The organism is Streptomyces sp. NPDC102283, assembly GCF_044766265.1.
GTDB lineage: Bacteria > Actinomycetota > Actinomycetes > Streptomycetales > Streptomycetaceae > Streptomyces.
Window position 1 is genome coordinate 236,329 of the sequence record NZ_JBIWLQ010000005.1, and the last position, 15,940, is coordinate 252,268.

Annotated in this window: 13 protein-coding genes; 9 read left to right on the forward strand and 4 right to left on the reverse strand. The window is 72.8% G+C overall.

Translation table 11 applies throughout. The features are described from left to right. The first annotated feature begins 63 nt into the window (after positions 1-63). Complete coding sequence (locus ACIRJT_RS12510; protein ID WP_403907861.1) at positions 64-1,410, forward strand: MFS transporter; 1,347 nt, start codon at positions 64-66, stop codon at positions 1,408-1,410. 255 nt (positions 1,411-1,665) lie between these two features. After that, entirely contained in the window at positions 1,666-2,886 is a 1,221-nt protein-coding gene (locus tag ACIRJT_RS12515; RefSeq protein ID WP_403907863.1) for a S1 family peptidase, read from the forward strand. A gap of 56 nt (positions 2,887-2,942) precedes the next feature. On the opposite strand, the gene ACIRJT_RS12520 is transcribed toward ACIRJT_RS12515, so the two are convergent. Beyond that, positions 2,943-3,983: a helix-turn-helix domain-containing protein gene (locus ACIRJT_RS12520; protein ID WP_403907865.1), complete on the reverse strand. Its 1,041-nt coding sequence runs from the start codon at positions 3,981-3,983 to the stop codon at positions 2,943-2,945. 138 nt (positions 3,984-4,121) lie between these two features. On the opposite strand from ACIRJT_RS12520, the gene ACIRJT_RS12525 reads away from it, so the two are divergent. Together ACIRJT_RS12525 and ACIRJT_RS12530 are read left to right on the forward strand one after the other, a co-directional pair. After that, positions 4,122-5,669 (forward strand): sigma-70 family RNA polymerase sigma factor, encoded by a 1,548-nt coding sequence (locus ACIRJT_RS12525; RefSeq protein WP_403907867.1) that lies wholly within the window; start codon positions 4,122-4,124, stop codon positions 5,667-5,669. Between the two features lie 44 nt (positions 5,670-5,713). Then, positions 5,714-6,175 (forward strand): GNAT family N-acetyltransferase, encoded by a 462-nt coding sequence (locus tag ACIRJT_RS12530; RefSeq protein ID WP_403907869.1) that lies wholly within the window; start codon positions 5,714-5,716, stop codon positions 6,173-6,175. 49 nt (positions 6,176-6,224) lie between these two features. On the opposite strand, the gene ACIRJT_RS12535 is transcribed toward ACIRJT_RS12530, so the two are convergent. After that, on the reverse strand, positions 6,225-6,716 hold the full coding sequence (locus ACIRJT_RS12535; protein WP_403907870.1) for a GNAT family N-acetyltransferase: 492 nt from the start codon (positions 6,714-6,716) through the stop codon (positions 6,225-6,227). Between the two features lie 50 nt (positions 6,717-6,766). On the opposite strand from ACIRJT_RS12535, the gene ACIRJT_RS12540 reads away from it, so the two are divergent. Next, complete coding sequence (locus ACIRJT_RS12540; RefSeq protein WP_403907872.1) at positions 6,767-7,582, forward strand: exodeoxyribonuclease III; 816 nt, start codon at positions 6,767-6,769, stop codon at positions 7,580-7,582. A 28-nt stretch (positions 7,583-7,610) separates the two neighbouring features. Here ACIRJT_RS12540 and ACIRJT_RS12545 read toward each other — a convergent pair whose 3' ends face one another. Beyond that, a complete protein-coding gene (locus tag ACIRJT_RS12545) occupies positions 7,611-8,255 on the reverse strand; it encodes a MerR family transcriptional regulator (protein ID WP_403908241.1) in 645 nt (214 codons plus the stop codon). Positions 8,256-8,423: 168 nt separating this feature from the next. Here ACIRJT_RS12545 and ACIRJT_RS12550 point away from each other — a divergent pair, with 168 nt between their 5' ends. The 4 genes from ACIRJT_RS12550 (at position 8,424) to ACIRJT_RS12565 (ending at position 12,181) form a co-directional block, all read left to right on the forward strand. Then, a complete protein-coding gene (locus ACIRJT_RS12550) occupies positions 8,424-10,046 on the forward strand; it encodes a flavin-containing monooxygenase (protein WP_403907874.1) in 1,623 nt (540 codons plus the stop codon). Further along, on the forward strand, positions 10,043-10,996 hold the full coding sequence (locus ACIRJT_RS12555; RefSeq protein ID WP_403907876.1) for an alpha/beta fold hydrolase: 954 nt from the start codon (positions 10,043-10,045) through the stop codon (positions 10,994-10,996). The genes ACIRJT_RS12550 and ACIRJT_RS12555 overlap by 4 nt, the downstream gene beginning before the upstream one ends. Continuing rightward, entirely contained in the window at positions 10,993-11,886 is an 894-nt protein-coding gene (locus ACIRJT_RS12560; protein WP_403907878.1) for an SDR family oxidoreductase, read from the forward strand. The genes ACIRJT_RS12555 and ACIRJT_RS12560 overlap by 4 nt, the downstream gene beginning before the upstream one ends. A 100-nt stretch (positions 11,887-11,986) precedes the next feature. Further along, positions 11,987-12,181: a hypothetical protein gene (locus ACIRJT_RS12565; protein ID WP_403907880.1), complete on the forward strand. Its 195-nt coding sequence runs from the start codon at positions 11,987-11,989 to the stop codon at positions 12,179-12,181. Between the two features lie 237 nt (positions 12,182-12,418). On the opposite strand, the gene ACIRJT_RS12570 is transcribed toward ACIRJT_RS12565, so the two are convergent. After that, entirely contained in the window at positions 12,419-15,874 is a 3,456-nt protein-coding gene (locus ACIRJT_RS12570; RefSeq protein WP_403907882.1) for a S41 family peptidase, read from the reverse strand. Between the last annotated feature and the right edge of the window lie 66 nt (positions 15,875-15,940).

Below are 15,940 nucleotides of genomic sequence, written 5' to 3' on the forward strand. Positions count from 1 at the left end.
TCGGGTGTCCGCGGGCGCGCCCTCGTCCCGGCCCTCGCGTCGTGCGGCACCTCGGTCTCCCTCATGAACACCCTGCCCGTGCCGATGCTCCCCCGGCTCTCCGAGGTCCTCCACACCTCGCCGTCGAACGCCTCCTGGGCCGTCACCGCGACCCTGCTCGCCGCCGCTGTCTGTACGCCGATCAGCGGGCGGCTGGGGGACATGTACGGCAAGCGGAGGGTCATGCTGTGGTGCCTGTCCCTGATGGTCGCCGGCTCGCTGCTGTGCGCCGTGGCCGACTCGGTCCTCGTGCTCGTCGTCGGCCGGGCCCTCCAGGGCACCGGGGCGGGCATCCTGCCGCTCGGCCTGAGCGTCATGCGGGACGAGGTCGCCCCCGAGCGGCTGGGCCGCGCCCTCGCCCTGATGAGTTCGTCGGTCGGGCTCGGCGGCGCCCTGGGGTTTCCGCTGGCCGCGTTCATGGCGCAGTACGTCGACTGGCACGCCGTGTACTGGCTGGCGACCGTGACGAGTGTGGCCAACCTCCTGCTGGTCCGCTGGTGCGTGCCCGCCTCGCCCCGCGCGACGGGCGGCAGGTTCGACCATGTGGGCGCGTTCGGTCTCACCGTCGTGCTGACCCTGCTCCTGCTGGGGATCTCACGGGGGACCGAGTGGGGCTGGACCGGTCCGTACACGCTCGGCGCGTTCGGCGGTGCCGCGGTGATCGGCCGGGTGTGGGTGCACCACCAACTCCGGCGCCCGGACCCTCTGGTCGATCTGCGCGCGTCCGTGGGGAGATCCCTGCTCGCCACCCATGTCGCCGCGCTGCTCGTCGGCTTCTCCATGTTCGCCCTGTCGATGATCCTTCCTCAGATCCTTCAGCTCTCCCGCGCGACGGGGTACGGCTCCGGACTCTCCATGGTGAGCGCCGGATTCTGCCTGGCGCCCGCGGGCGTGGTGATGATGCTGCTCTCGCCCCGGGCGGCGGGGGCCTGCGCGCGGTGGGGGGCCCGGTCCACGCTGGGCTGCGGCGCCGCGGTCATGGGGCTCGGCTACGCGGCCGGAGTCCCGTTGTGGGGCGGGGTCTGGGGGGTGGTCGCCGTATCGGTCGTCGTCGGGGCGGGACTCGCCTTCGCCTTCGCCGCGATGCCGGCCCTGATCGTGGCCGACGTCCGGCCCGAGCAGACGGCGGCGGCCAACGGCCTCAACACACTGATGCGCTCCATCGGCATGACGGTGTCCAGTGCCGTCATGACCGAGATCCTGTCGCGTGACTGGGACGCCGCGTCGGTCGCCGGGACGGCGTCGCTCGTACCGTCCGCGGCGGGTTTCCGGACGGCCTTCGTGACGGCGGCTCTGGCAGCGTTGGCAGCGGCCGCGCTGACGCCGGCGCTCCGGAGGCGACGGGGGGCCGGCGGCTCTCCGGCGCGGTGAACCCTCACCGGCCGCTGCCGCCGTTCCACCATGTCTCCGCCGGGTTTCTCTACAGTTCTCGGCCAGTTCTGTAGAAAAGAGCCCCACCGCCACTTCTTGTCGAGGCAGTTACGGCTGCGCCAGAGTTCGAGGCGCGGCGACAGGAACATGTCATCGCCGCCGGGCAGTGTCCATGGAACACGTCGCGCTTCCCCAGGCGCGGTGTGGCCACCCCCCCATTGTCTGGACGCTTGCCTGCGTAGCGGAAGGAATCGCGTGAAGCACAGCAGGAAGAAGAACGCGCGCAGATCCGTCGTGGCCGCCTCGATCGGCGTCCTCCTGTCGGCCGGAGTCGCCACGGGAGCCTATGCCGGTACGACGTCGGAGCCCTCGTCCCCCTCGGCTCCGGCGTACCAGCCGGAGATGGTGAAGGCGCTCGCCACCACCCTGGGCGTCAGCGAGAAGGCCGCGGTGCGGCGGCTGGACCGCGAGGCCGACCAGCAGGACCGGTTCGCGGAGCTGCGGAAGGACCGGGTCGACACGCTCGGGGCCTTCTTCGCCGAGGACGGTTCGCTGGTCGTCAACGCCGCCGACGCCGAAGCGGCGGTGGACGTCCGGGCCGCGGGGCTCAAGGCCCGCGTCCCCGAGCGCGGCGAGAGCGAGCTGGACCGGATCAAGGCGCGGCTCGACGCCGAGGCGCTCGGGAGCGCCCCGGCCGGGGTGTCCGCGTGGTCGGTCGACCTCGCGTCGGACACCGTGACCGTCGAGGTCAACGGCGACTCCGACGCCGCGACCCGCAGCTTCCTCGAGGCGGCGAGGAGCAACGGCGACGCCGTACGCGTCGTGAAGGGCCAGGAGAAGCTGGAGACCCAGGCCGTCGTCCCGCCCGGCAGCCGGATGACCTTCAACGGCTATCTCTGCTCCGTCGGTTACGGCGCCAAGGACCGCGGCGGCAAGCAGGTGCTCGTGACCGCCGGGCACTGCATCGAGGACCTGCCCGCGCTGGCCTACAACGGCACCCGGTTCGCCAAGGGCACCCACACCCGGTTCGCGCTGGGCACCCGCAGCGTCGACATGGGTATCGCCTCCGTCGACGCGGGCCACTCGATCGGCCTCGACGTCACCACGTACGGCCGGGCCGGCACCGTCCCGGTCAGGGGCAGCAAGCGGGCCCCGTCCGGCGCGGCGCTCTGCAAGTCCGGCCAGACCACCAACTGGACCTGCGGCAAGGTCGGCTCGTACAACGTCAGCGTCACCTACACCGACCAGAACGGCGGCCCGGACACCGTCGTGACCGGCCTGGCGAGCTCCAGCGTCTGCACCCAGGGAGGGGACAGCGGAGGCGCGTACATCTCCGGTGACCAGGCCCAGGGCATGACGTCCGGCGGTCCCAGCAACCAGCGCTGCAACGGCCAGGTCAACTCGCCCGGCTCCTCCTACTTCCAGCCGCTCGACGACGCCCTCGCGTACTACGGGCTGACGCTCAACACCAAGTAGCCGGACGACGGATCCGGACCGGCCGAAGGCCACCCCCCACGCGGGAGGCCGTCCACTCATCCTGGGCGGTCTCCCGTTCCACCTGTTCCCGTCCCGTAGTCCCACGCCACCCCGTGGACGCCGGGCTTGCACCGGGAGGTGAGCACGTGGACGTCGTGCGCTTCGCTCAACGGGATGCGCCGCCGGGCGCGGGGCGGGTCGCCGACCTTCTCCCGGACGTAGCGGTGGCAGTCCGACGGCAGGGCGCCGGGGTGGAAGAAGACCTGCTGGAGGTATTCGTGGAGATTGGTCCGCGACCAGCGCTCGTAGTGGGTGGCAGGCATCTCGGACGGGCTCACCTCGACCGCGTAACTCACCACCGTCGTGTCCAGTTTGGCCAGCTCCCGGCCGAAGTGGATCTCCAGCACCAGGGACTTGAGCCCCTTCAGGTAGGTGGCCTCGGCGAGGCGTCCGCAGCTGACCCTGATGTCGACCGGTTCGGCCGCCTCGTCGTCGAAACTGAGCACGAAGATCGCCCGGTCGGCCCCCGCCCGGCTGGCCCGCAGCACGTTCGTGGTGGAGATCGCGCTCAGGGTGCCGCTCTCTCCCATCCGCACGATGTCGTGGACCATCAGGGAGCTGGTCTCCTGGTTGAAGTGGCGGAAGCGCGCGCCGAGCGCCTTCTCCACCACGGAGTCCTCGCCGAGGATCTGGAGCGCCGCGCCCTCCGCGCCGGGCGGCGTGATCCGGCCGCGCGGCCGGCGCGGTCCGAGCAGCGAGCGCAGGGTTCCGGCGGGCAGTTCCAGGATCTCCTCCAGCACGTCCACCGCCCGCAGGGACCGGGCCCGTTCGGGCTGGCTGCGGCCGCGCTGCCAACTGCTGAGGGTGGCCTGGCTGATGGCGATGCCCCGCACCCTGAGCCGTTCGCTGACCCGCTCCAGGGAGAGCCCGCGGCGGTTCAGGGCCTCCCGCAGGGCCCCGGGGAAGGTGTCGGCGCCGGTCGCCGCCGCGTGCAGGGCCGAGGCGGTGATGGCCTCGCCCGTCCGCGCCGCGGTGGCGTGGGCCTCGGTGACCTGCGCCTCGGTCACCTGCGCCTCGGTGTCCGTATCGCTCGACATGTCCCTCCCGTTCCCGGCACTCTCTCGGCGGGACGGCCTACGGGCCCCCGCATACTGGTTGACCACCGGACGGGGGACGGATAACAAAACCCTCAGGGGTGACCTGTCCCACATCCCGGTGCGGACCGAACGAAGGGCGTGAACGACGTGGACGGCATCGCTCTGGTCATCGCGGCACGGGAGGGCGACCGGGCCGCCGGGGACCGGCTGGCCGCCCAGTACCTCCCCCTGGTCTACAACGTCGTCGGGCGCGCCCTCAACGGCCATCCGGACGTGGACGACGTGGTGCAGGAGACCATGCTCCGGGCGCTGTCCGGGCTGCCCTCGCTGCGCGATCCGTCCCGTTTCCGGTCCTGGCTCGTCGCCATCGCCATGAACCAGGTCCGCAGCCGCTGGTCCGGTCTCGGCCACCGGCCCGCCCCGCTGGAGGCGGCCGAGGAGCCCGCCGACCCCGCCGCCGACTTCGTCGACCTGACGATCCTGCGCCTCGAACTCTCCGGCCAGCGGCGCGAGACGGCCGAGGCCACCCGCTGGCTGGACGACTCCGAGCGCGACGTGCTGTCCCTGTGGTGGCTGGAGACGACCGGCGACCTCACCCGGCCCGAACTCGCCGAGGCGCTCGGCCTCTCCCCGCAGCACGCCGCCGTACGCGTCCAGCGGGTGAAGAACCAGCTCGACGTCGGCCGCGCGGTCGTCCGGGCCCTGGCGTCCGACCCGCGCTGCCCGGCCCTCCAGGACCTGCTGGGCGACTGGGACGGTACGCCGACGCCGCTGTGGCGCAAGCGGATCGCCCGCCATGTACGGGGCTGCGCCTCCTGCTCCGACGGCAGTGCGGGGCTGGTCCCGCCGGAGGGGCTGCTCTCCGGGCTCGCCCTGGTGGTGCCGCTCTACGACAGCGGGCAGCAGGCGGCGGTGGCCTTCGCCTCGTCGGCAGCCCCGGCCGCCGCGTCCGCGACCGCCCCGGCCGCCTCCGCGCCGCTCGCCTCCGCCCCGCTCACCTCCGGCCCCTCCGCCTCCGCCGCCTTCTCGGCCGGGAAGGCGGCGGGGCTCATAGCCGGCGCGGCCGCCGTGACGGCCCTGGCCGTACTGATCTGGCCCTCCGCCCCCGCTCCGCCCGAAGCCCGGGGCGGGGGAGGAGTCACGCGCAGCCCCTCGGCCCCGCCGCCCGCGGCCGCCCCCGCCGAGCCGCTCCCCACGCCCACCACGGCCCCGCCCTCGCCGCCGCCGAGCCGCACCGCCGCCACCCGGCCGCCCACCGCCTCCCCGTCGCCCTCCGCTCCGCCCGAGCCCGCCGAGCCGCGCCCCCGCCCGGAGGCCGGCGTGGTCACCCGGGTCAACAGCCTGCGCGCCGCGAACGGCTGCCCGGAGCTGGAGACGGACCCCCGGCTGACCGAGGTGGCCCAGCGGCACTCCGAGGACATGGCCGCGCACGGCTACTTCGACCACACCGACTCCTCGGGCCGGGGCGCGGGCGACCGGGTCGACGCCACGGGCTACGACTGGTCGGCCGTCGGGGAGACCATCGCGACCGGCACGAGCGATCCGGCCGCGGTCGTCGAGGAGTGGCGCGACAGTCCGGGCCGCGACGACGACATCTTCAACTGCGACTTCGTCCACGTGGGCGTGGGCATCGCCGACTCCCCGCGCGGCCCCTACTGGACCCAGGTGCTGGCCACCCCGCGCTGAGCGGCCGGGCCGATTGTCAGTGGCGGGTGCCAGACTCGGTCGGCATGGAGAACAGTGTGCGTCTCAGGGATGTCGAGCCGGCGGACCTGGAGTTCTTCCTCGCGTACGAGCACGACCCGGAGGCGGTCCGGAGATCGCGCTTCCCTCCCCGGGAGCGGGAGGCGTTCATGGCGCACTGGACGTCGAAGGTGCTGGGGGACCCCGCCAACCTCGTGCAGACGGTCGTCGTGGACGGCGCCACGGCGGGGAACATCGTGGCCTGGTGGGACGGCGAGCGGCGCACAATCGGCTACTGGCTCGGCCGTCCGTACTGGGGCCGGGGCGTCGGCACCCGCGCGTTGACCGCGTTCCTGGAGCGGGAGACGGCCCGCCCGTTGTACGCGGACCCCGTCGCCGGGAACACCGGCTCGGTACGCCTGCTGGAGAAGTGCGGGTTCACGGCGGCCGGCACGGAGCGGCACGGCGAGAACGAGCATGTGGTCCTGGTGCTCGGCGGGGGCGCCTGAGGGACCGCCCCACCGGACGGGCCGGCTCCCCGGGGGCCGGGGAGCCGGATCAGGCGCCGGGCCGCTGGAGCGGCTTGGCCATGCAGATGCTGCTCTCGTACTCCCGGTAGTGGCCGAACTTCTCGCACACCGTGTAGCCGCTCGACGCGTACAGCGCGATGGCCTCGGGCTGCTGGTCGCCGGTCTCCAGGACCATCCGGACGCGGCCCGCGGCGCGCGCGTCCTCCTCCAGGGCGGCCAGCATCCGCCGGGCCAGGCCCCTGCCGCGCCCTTCGGGTATCACGAACATCCGCTTGATCTCGGCGTCGCCGTCCCCGTAGCCCTCGGCGTTGCGGTCCTGGGTCCGCCAGCCACCGGTCGCCACCGGGCGGTCCAGCTCGTCGTAGGCGAGCAGGTACAGGCCGCGCGGTGGAAGGAACATCGAGGGGTCGAGCGGTGTGAGATCGCCCCCATCGCCGTAGCGCTCGTCGTATTCGAGCTGCACCTGGTCGTTGAGTTTGACGGCATCGGGGTGGTCGAAAGGCCGGGTCTGAATAATCATGCTATATATCGTACATCTATGCGTAGGGGTGGAGTGGGTACTGTTCCGGGATGCTCACCGTTACCAGCGTGAATGTTAATGGGCTCCGCGCCGCCGCGAAGAAGGGCTTCGTCGAGTGGCTGGCGGGGACCGACGCCGATGTGGTCTGCCTCCAGGAAGTGCGGGCCGAGCTCGCCCAGCTGCCCGAAGGGGTGGGCACCCCTGAAGGGTGGCACACCGTCCACGCGCCCGCCGCCGCCAAGGGCCGGGCCGGCGTCTCGCTCTACTCCCGGCAGGCCCCCGAGCGGGTCCAGATCGGCTTCGGCGGCTTCGGGGTTCCCGGGGCGGAGGAGTTCGACACGAGCGGCCGGTATGTGGAGATCGACCTCCCCGGTGTCACCGTCGCGAGCCTGTACCTGCCCTCCGGTGAGGTCGGCACCGAGCGCCAGGACGAGAAGGAGCGCTTCATGGCCGCCTTCCTGCCCTACCTCCAGGGCCTGAAGGGGCGGGCGGCGGCGGACGGCCGCGAGGTCGTGGTCTGCGGTGACTGGAACATCGCCCACCGGGAGGCGGACCTGAAGAACTGGAAGGCCAACCGCAAGAGCTCCGGCTTCCTCCCCGAGGAGCGCGCCTGGCTGACCCGGGTCCTGGAGGAGGCGGCGTACGTGGACGTCGTGCGGGCGCTGCACCCGGAGGCCGAGGGGCCGTACAGCTGGTGGTCGTACCGGGGGCGCGCCTTCGACAATGACAGCGGCTGGCGCATCGACTACCAGATGGCGACCCCGGGGCTGGCCGGGCGCGCGGTGAAGGCCTGGGTGGAGCGGGCGGCCACGCACGGCGAGCGCTGGAGCGACCACGCCCCGGTGACGGTCGTCTACGGGCGGTAGTCCCTCGGCGCCCCGGACGGCGCGTGCGTCAGTCGGACTTCGGGGGCTGTGTGCCGTCCTCGCGGCGCAGCCTCCGGTCGAGGGCCATGGACAGCTCGGCATCCACCACCGCACGGGCCAGTGGGCGGAGTTGGGCCGGTTCGGCCTCCTTGGTGTGGGCATGCAGGACGCGTACGAAGATCTCGGCGAGCGCGTCCGCGTGCTCGCGTACGCGCCGGCCCGAGGAGAGCACCGTGGACAGCGGGACCCCTTCCCGTACGAGCTCGGCCGACACCTCCAGGAGGCGGCGGCTGATGTGCACGATCTCGTCCCCGTCGGTGGCGAGATAGCCCAGGTCCAGTGCGGTGGCGAGGTTCTCCGGCGTGACCTCGCCCTCGAAGTAGTCCGCGAGCTGCTCCGGGGTGAGGCGGACCGGGGTCTCCTCGGTCGGTTCGCCCAGGCCCAGCACCTCGGCGACGTCCCGGCCGCTCTCGAAGGTGGCCGCCAGGTCGGCGATGCCGTTGAGGGTGTGGCCGCGCTCCAGCAGGCCCGCGATGGTCCGCAGGCGGGCCAGGTGGTGGTCGTCGTACCAGGCGATGCGGCCCTCGCGGCGAGGCGGTGGGATCAGCCCGCGCTCCCGGTAGAAGCGCAGGGTCCGCACGGTGATGCCGGCCTCTCCGGCCAGCTCCTCCATGCGGTATTCGCGGTGCTCGCGTCCTTCGGCCACAGGGGCACCCTATGTTGTACCGCCGGTAACTTTCCTGGGTCCGCCCCCTACCCATCAGTACGGTCCTCCTCTACTCTCCGAACCATGCCAGTGATTGCTGGCGGAGTCGCGTGACGTATCGCGGGAGGCGGCAGCATGGCCCAGCAGGAGCACGTACGTGTGGCGGTGATCGGAACCGGATTCGGGGGCTTGGGGGCCGCCGTACGGCTGCGCCGCGAAGGCATCACCGATTTCGTCGTCCTGGAGCGGGCCGACTCGGTGGGCGGCACCTGGCGCGACAACAGCTATCCCGGCTGCGCCTGCGACGTACCGTCCCACCTCTATTCGTTCTCGTTCGCCCCGAACCCCGACTGGCCGCGCACCTTCTCCGGGCAGGAGCACATCCGCGCCTATCTGGAGCGGGTCGCCGACACCTTCGGGCTCCGCCCGCACATCAGGCTGAACCACGAGGTGAAGCTGATGACCTGGGACAAGGAGAACCTGTACTGGGTGATCGAGTCCGCCGACGGGGCCGTGCTCCACGCGGACGTCGTCGTCTCCGCCACCGGGCCGCTCTCCGACCCGAAGACGCCCGACATACCCGGGCTCGACTCCTTCCCCGGCAAGGTCTTCCACTCCGCGCGCTGGGACCACGACTACGACCTCGCGGGCAAGCGCGTCGCGATGGTCGGTACGGGCGCGTCCGCGATCCAGATCGTCCCGGCGATCCAGCCGAGGACCGCGAAGCTCACGCTCTTCCAGCGCACCCCGCCCTGGGTCATGCCGCGCATGGACCGCACGATAAGCAAGGCCGAGCGGGCGCTGCACCGGGCCGTCCCGGTCACCGGCACGGCGCGTCGCGGACTGCTGTGGGGCATCAGGGAGTTGCAGGTCAGCGCCTTCACCAAGCACCCCGACCAGCTGGGCCTGGTGGAGAGGATCGCCAAGTCCAACATGGCGCGGGCGATCAAGGACCCGGCCCTGCGGGCCAAGCTGACCCCGGACTACCGCATCGGCTGCAAGCGGATCCTGCTCTCCAGCGCGTACTATCCGGCCCTCGCCCAGCCCAATGTGGACGTCGTCGCCTCCGGGCTCAGCGAGATCCGCGGCTCCACGGTGGTCGCCGCCGACGGGAGCGAGGCGGAGGTCGACGCGATCGTCTTCGGCACCGGCTTCCATGTGACGGACATGCCGATCGCGGAGCGGGTCGTCGGCGAGGAGGGCATCACGCTCGCCGAGTCCTGGAAGGACGGGATGAACGCGCTGCGCGGCGCGACCGCCGCAGGGTTCCCCAACTGGATGACGATCATCGGCCCCAACACCGGGCTCGGCAACTCCTCCATGATCCTGATGATCGAGTCCCAGCTGAACTACATGGCCGACTACCTGCGGCAGCTGAACGTACTGGGCGGACGCGCCGCGCTCGGCGCCCGTTCCGCCGCCGTCACCGCGTGGAACGACCGGGTCCAGCAGCGGATGAAGCGCACGGTGTGGAACACCGGCGGCTGCACCAGCTGGTACCTGGACGAGGCGGGCCGCAACACCACCGTCTGGCCCGGCACCACGGGTGAGTTCCGGCGGCAGACGCGTTCGGTGGACCTCGCGGAGTACGACGTCGTCCGGGCCGGTACGGCGGGCGGGTCTCGGCGGGCCGCCGGGAGCGGACGCGTCCCCGAGCAGCCCGGCCGCGCCGATCGCGAGACCGTGACCGCCACGTCCGACACGGCTTCCGTCGCCGGCCCGGCCGCCGGTTCCGTCGCCGAGGAGGCCGCGCGATGAGCCGCCTCCTGCACCGCGACACCGTACCGCCGGTGCCCGCGGCCGAGGTGACCGCGCGCTCCGCCGACGGCTCCCGGATCCACGTCGAACTGCACGGCCCCGAGGACGCCCCGGCGGTCGTCCTGGCCCACGGCTGGACCTGCAACACCCGTTTCTGGGACGCCCAGATACGCGACCTGGCCGCCGACCACCGGGTCATCGCCTACGACCAGCGCGGCCACGGGCTCACCCCCGAACCCGGCCCCGGCGGCTACAGCACGGACGCGCTGGCCGACGATCTCGAAGCGGTCCTCGCCGCGACGCTCGCCCCGGGCCGCCGGGCGGTGCTCGCCGGGCACTCCATGGGCGCGATGACGGTGATGGCCGCGGCCGCGCGCCCCGGACTGCGCGAGCACGCGGCCGCCGTGCTTCTCTGTTCCACCGGCAGTACGCGGCTGGCCGCCGAGGCCCGCGTCCTCCCGCTGCGCGCGGGTGCGCTGCGGACCCGGCTCACCACCGCCGTACTGGGTGCGAAGGCACCGCTCGGGCCGGTCAACCCGGTCTCCAGGAAGGTCCTCAAGTACGCCACGATGGGAGCCGGGTCGGCACCCGGCCGGGTCGACGCGTGCGCCCGCATCGTGCACGCCTGCCCGCGCCGCGCGAGGGTGGAGTGGGGTCATGTGCTCGCCGGGCTGGACCTCGCGGCGGGCGTGCGTGAGCTGCGGGTGCCGACCGCGGTGATCGCCGGCACCGACGACCGGCTGACCCCGCCGGTCCACGCGCGGGCCATCGCGGCCGCACTGCCCCTCGGGCTCGGCCTGACCGAGCTGGCGGGCGTGGGGCACATGACGCCGGTGGAGGCCCCGGAGGCCGTCACGGCGAGGATCAGGGAGCTGGTCACCCGGTACGTCTCCACGGGGACGACCGCCAAGCGGAAGGCCGCCTCGGCGGAGAAGGAGGATGTCGCATGAGCGGCAAGCGGAGTCTGGAGGGCCAGGTCGTCGTCGTCACCGGCGCGGCCCGGGGCGTGGGCGAGCTGCTGGCCCGCAAGCTGTCGGCGCGCGGTGCGACGCTGGCGCTCGTCGGCCTGGAGCCGGACGAGCTGAAGCACGTCTCCGAGCGGCTGCACGGCGAGAGCGACCACTGGTTCGCCGACGTCACCGACCACGAGGCGATGGCCCGGGTGGCGGGCGAGGTCAAGGAGCGCTTCGGCAAGGTCGACGTCGTCGTCGCCAACGCGGGCGTCGCCTCGGGCGGCCCGTTCGTCGACTCCGACCCGGACGCCTGGCGGCGGGTCATCGAGGTCAACCTCATCGGCGGCGCGGTCACCGGGCGGGCCTTCCTGCCGGTGCTGATGGAGAGCCGCGGCTACTTCCTCCAGATAGCGTCGCTGGCCACGATGACCCCGGCCCCGATGATGACCGCGTACTGCGCGTCCAAGTCGGGCGTCGAGGCCTTCGCGCACTGCCTGCGTGCCGAGGTCGGCTACAAGGGCGTCAAGGTCGGCGTCGGCTATCTCTCCTGGACCGACACCGACATGGTGCGCGGCGCGGACCAGGACGACGTGATGCGCGAGCTGCGGCAGCGGCTGCCGTGGCCGCTGAACCGTACGTACCCGCTCGGCCCGGCCGTCGACCGGATCGTGGACGGGATCGCGCGGCGCTCTCCGCACGTGTACGCCCAGTGGTGGCTGCGCGGCATGCAGTCGGTCCGGGGCTATCTGCCCTCCGTCACCGCGATCGGCGGGCAGCGCGAGATGCGGCGCTTCGAGCCGCGGCTGCACACCGTGCCGAAGGGGCTGGTGGGGGCCGGGGGAGCGGCGGACCAGGACGCGCGTGCGGAGCGCGCTGACCGTACGTAGCGGTACGAAATGCGTGGCATGTCGGGCCGTGCAACGCTGGGCGAGGCCCCGCAGGGGGCCGTCCCCCACGTACCCCACGCATCCCCCAGGAGTGAACGGCATGGGTATCGCAGACCAGTTCAAGGACAAGGCGCAGGAGCTCGCCGACCAGGCCAAGCAGAAGGCCGGTCAGGGCAAGGACGAGGCCCAGGACCGGGCCTCCCGGGCCCCTGACCAGGAGTCGGACTCCTCCTCGGGCGTGAAGGACCGTGCCCGGGACGCGAAGGACCAGGCGCGCGAGCGTTTTGACCGTTGACGGTCATCGAGGTGTGACGCGTGCGTGCTGCGGTTCGCGCGTGCGTACGCGTCGCTTCAGGAGGCGCACCCGGGTGACCGGGTGCGCCTCCTTCTTGGCGTGGGGGACCAACCCCTCCCCGGGGCTGGAGGAGGCCGGGGCGGGCGGCGGTTCGCGGCGGATCGTCCGTCAGCGTGGTCGACTCGAAGAGCATCCGGGCGGGGCTGGGAGCGGTGACGTTCTGTCTCGAGCCCCGGGTCACCGCCGTGGCGGCAGCGGCGGCCGCCGCAGGTTCGGGGCCGTGTCGTAGGACGGCGGTGTCGCCGCCGGGTGCGCGGCCAGCAGGTCCAGGGCCAGGCGGACCGCGTCGTCCAGGACCGCGTACCGGCCCTCCGCCCAGTCCAGCGGGGTGCGCAGGGCCTCCACGTCCGGTTCCACGCCGTGGTTCTCCACCGACCAGCCGTACGTGTCGAACCAGGCCGCGTTCATCGGGACCGTGATCACCGTGCCGTCGCCCAGGCGGTGGCGGCCGGTCATGCCGACCACGCCGCCCCAGGTGCGCTGGCCCACCACCGGGCCCAGCTTCAGCAGCCGGAACGCGGCGGTGATCATGTCGCCGTCGGAGGAGGTCGCCTCGTCGGCCAGGGCGACCACCGGGCCGCGCGGCGCGTTGGAGGCGTAACTCACCGCCTGGGCGTTGCGGGTCAGGTCCCAGCCGAGGATCCTGCGGGTGAGCTTCTCCACGACCAACTCGCTGATGTGGCCGCCCGCGTTGCCCCGTACGTCCACGATCAGGGCGGGACGGGAGACTTCGAGACGCAGGTCGCGGTTGAACTGGGCCCAGCCCGAGCCGCCCATGTCCGGGATGTGCAGGTAACCGCACTTGCCGCCGCTCAACTCCCGTACGACGTCCCGGCGTTTGGCCACCCAGTCCTGGTAGCGCAGCGGGCGTTCGTCGACCAGGGGCATGATCGCCACCCGGCGGGACGGGCCCCCGCCCGCCGGGGAGAAGGTCAGCTCCACCGTCGTGCCGCCCGCCGCCGTCAGCAGGGGGTACGGGCCCGCGACCGGGTCCACCGGTCGGCCGTCGACATGGGTGAGGGCCGCGCCCTCCCTGATCCCCGTACCCGCCAGCGGCGAACGGGCCTTGGAGTCCGAGGAGTCGCCGGGCAGGATGCGCTGGAGGGTCCACGCCCCGTCCCGGCAGACGAGGTTGGCGCCCAGCAGGCCGATCGCGCGCTGGTAGTGCGGCGGGCCCTCGTTGCGGCGGGCGGGGGAGACGTACGCGTGCGAGGTGCCCAGCTCGCCCAGCACCTCGCGCAGCAGATCCGCGAACTCGTCCGGCGAAGCGACCCGTTCGACCAGCGGGCGGTACTGGTCCAGCACCCCGCGCCAGTCGATGCCGCACATGTCCGGCTCCCAGAAGTAGGAGCGGATGATCCTCCCCGCCTCGCCGTACGCCTGCCGCCACTCCGCGCCCGGATCGACCTCGTGCAGGATGCGGCGCAGGTCCAGGTAGACCGTGGAGTCGATGTCGCCCGGTTCCGTCGCGGGCAGGGCGCGCAGCTCGCCGTCGTCCATCACGACGAGCCGGGACGCGTCGCCGCTGACCGCGAACCAGTCGAGGTGGTCGACCAGTTCGGTCCTGCGGGCCTTCGCGATGGTGAAGTGCTCCAGCGTCGGCCGCCCCGACATGTCGGCCGGGTTCGCGAACGTCTCGCCCAGCGCCCCCGAGATCGGCCAGCGCAGCCAGACGAGACCGCCGCCGCTCACCGGGGCCAGCGCCGAGTACTTGGAGGCGGAGACCGGGAACGGCGTCACCCGGCTCTCCAGCCCCTCGAACTCGACCATGACCGTGGACCCCTCCGACGTACCGCCCTCCGGCACGTCCACCGGGTCCAGGCCGCCCGCCGCCGGACGCCCGTCCGGGGAGAGCGCGAAGGGGGAGGGCGTCGCCGAGGAGAGCGGGACCAGGTAGGGGCGGCAGCCGAGCGGGAAGGACAGGTCGCCGGTGTGGACGTCGTACACCGGGTCGAAGCCGCGCCAGGAGAGGAAGGCGAGGTAGCGGCCGTCCTCCGTGAAGACCGGGTTCTCGTCCTCGAAGCGGCCGTTGGTGACGTCGACGATCACCGGGGCACCGGGGCCGGAGATCCGGGCCAGCTTGATCTGCCGCAGTGAGCGGCCGATGCCCGGGTGCGACCAGGTCAGCCAGTCGCCGTCGGGGGAGAAGGCGAGGTCGCGCACGGGCCCGTTGACCGAGCGGATCAGCTCGGTGAGGCCGGGGTGCTCGTCGATCGGCGTGGCACTGCCCGGGGCCGCCGCGCCCGTGGCCGCGTGCAGGTCGGCGCGGGTCGAGCCGCTGGGGGCCTTCTCCGCGGCTTGCGGAGCTTCTGCCTCCGGTTCCAGAGTCTCCGGTTCCAGAGTCTCCGGTTCCAGAGTCTCCGCTTCCAGGAGCTCCGCCTCCCCTTCCCCCGTGTCCAGGAGCAGCAGGCGGCCGTCGTTCGACGCGATGGCGAGGCGTTCGCCGTCCGGGTCGGAGATCATCTCCTGGACCCGGCCCAGCAGCCCGGAGGCCAGCCTGCGCGGGGGCCGGTCGCCGCTGGCGCGCGGCAGGTAGGCGATCTCGACCGCGTCGGGGCCGTCCGCGTCGGTGACGTACGCGACCCGACCGCCGCTGCCGAGCATCTCCGGCAGCCGCACCCGGACGCCGGGGGTGTCGGCGATGGTGCGGGCGGGGCCGTCGCGGTGGGTGAGCCAGTAGAGGCTGCCGCGTACGGTGACGGCGCTGGCCCGGCCCGTCTCGTCGACGGAGAGCGAGTCGACGTTGCTGGCGGCGGGCACCTGGTGGACGCGCCGGCCGGTGCGCGGGCCGCCGAGGAGTACCTCCAGCCTGCGCGGGGTGGCGTCGGGCGACTCCAGGTCCTCCACCAGCCACAGCTCGCCCGCGCACTGGTAGATCACCCGGTGGCCGTCGCTCGCGGCGTTGCGGGCGTAGAAGGCGTCGTGGTCGGTGTGGCGGCGCAGGTCGGTGCCGTCCATCAGGCAGGAGTAGAGGTTGCCGACGCCCTCGTGGTCGGAGAGGAACGCGATGCGGCGGCCGACGAACATCGGGTTGGCGAGGTGGCCGTCGATGTCCGGGAGCAGGCGTTCGCCGTGCAGCCACAGGCGGCCCATGGCCCCGCCCCGGTAGCGCTTCCAGGCGGCCGGTTCGTGCGGGGGCGTGCCGGTGAGCAGCAGGGTGCGGCGCTCGCCGTCGATGTCGGCGACCGCGATGTCGGAGACCGGGCCCCAGGGGAGCCTGCCGCCGGGGCCGCCGTCGGTGGGGACGCTGTAGGCCCAGGAGAAGTACGAGAACGGCTGGTTGTGCGAGGACACGGCGAGGATCTGGCAGGCCTCGCCCGGATCGGGGCTCCAGCCGCAGACCCGGGCGTCGGTCGAGCCCCAGTGGGTGAGCCGACGGGCCGGACCGCCGTCCACCGGGGCCAGGTGGATCTCGGGGTCCAGGGTGCGCCAGGTCGTGTAGGCGATGGAGGAGCCGTCGGGCGAGAAGCGCGGATGGCTGACCCGGGTCCGGTCGACGGTCACCCGCCAGGCCCGTCCGGGGCGGTGCCCGGCGGGAGCGAGGGGCGCGACCCAGAGGTCGTCCTCGGCCGCGAAGCACAGCAAGTCCTGGTGAAGGTGCGGGAAACGGAGATACGCGACGTCGTCACTCACCCCCCAATGTTTTCGGTGCGCGGGGCCCGGGGCAACTTGTGGTGCAGGACACAAGCGAAACGATTT

Excerpts from the sequence above, each read along its gene's own strand:
- ACIRJT_RS12545 (WP_403908241.1), bottom strand. The coding sequence starts at position 8,255 with ATGGAGGAGCTGGCCGGAGAGGCCGGCATCACCGTGCGGACCCTGCGC.
- ACIRJT_RS12555 (WP_403907876.1), top strand. The coding sequence starts at position 10,043 with ATGAGCCGCCTCCTGCACCGCGACACCGTACCGCCGGTGCCCGCGGCC.
- ACIRJT_RS12530 (WP_403907869.1), top strand. The coding sequence starts at position 5,714 with ATGGAGAACAGTGTGCGTCTCAGGGATGTCGAGCCGGCGGACCTGGAG.
- ACIRJT_RS12520 (WP_403907865.1), bottom strand. The coding sequence starts at position 3,983 with ATGTCGAGCGATACGGACACCGAGGCGCAGGTGACCGAGGCGCAGGTC.
- ACIRJT_RS12535 (WP_403907870.1), bottom strand. The coding sequence starts at position 6,716 with ATGATTATTCAGACCCGGCCTTTCGACCACCCCGATGCCGTCAAACTC.
- ACIRJT_RS12540 (WP_403907872.1), top strand. The coding sequence starts at position 6,767 with ATGCTCACCGTTACCAGCGTGAATGTTAATGGGCTCCGCGCCGCCGCG.
- ACIRJT_RS12560 (WP_403907878.1), top strand. The coding sequence starts at position 10,993 with ATGAGCGGCAAGCGGAGTCTGGAGGGCCAGGTCGTCGTCGTCACCGGC.
- ACIRJT_RS12550 (WP_403907874.1), top strand. The coding sequence starts at position 8,424 with ATGGCCCAGCAGGAGCACGTACGTGTGGCGGTGATCGGAACCGGATTC.
- ACIRJT_RS12510 (WP_403907861.1), top strand. The coding sequence starts at position 64 with ATGAACACCCTGCCCGTGCCGATGCTCCCCCGGCTCTCCGAGGTCCTC.
- ACIRJT_RS12565 (WP_403907880.1), top strand. The coding sequence starts at position 11,987 with ATGGGTATCGCAGACCAGTTCAAGGACAAGGCGCAGGAGCTCGCCGAC.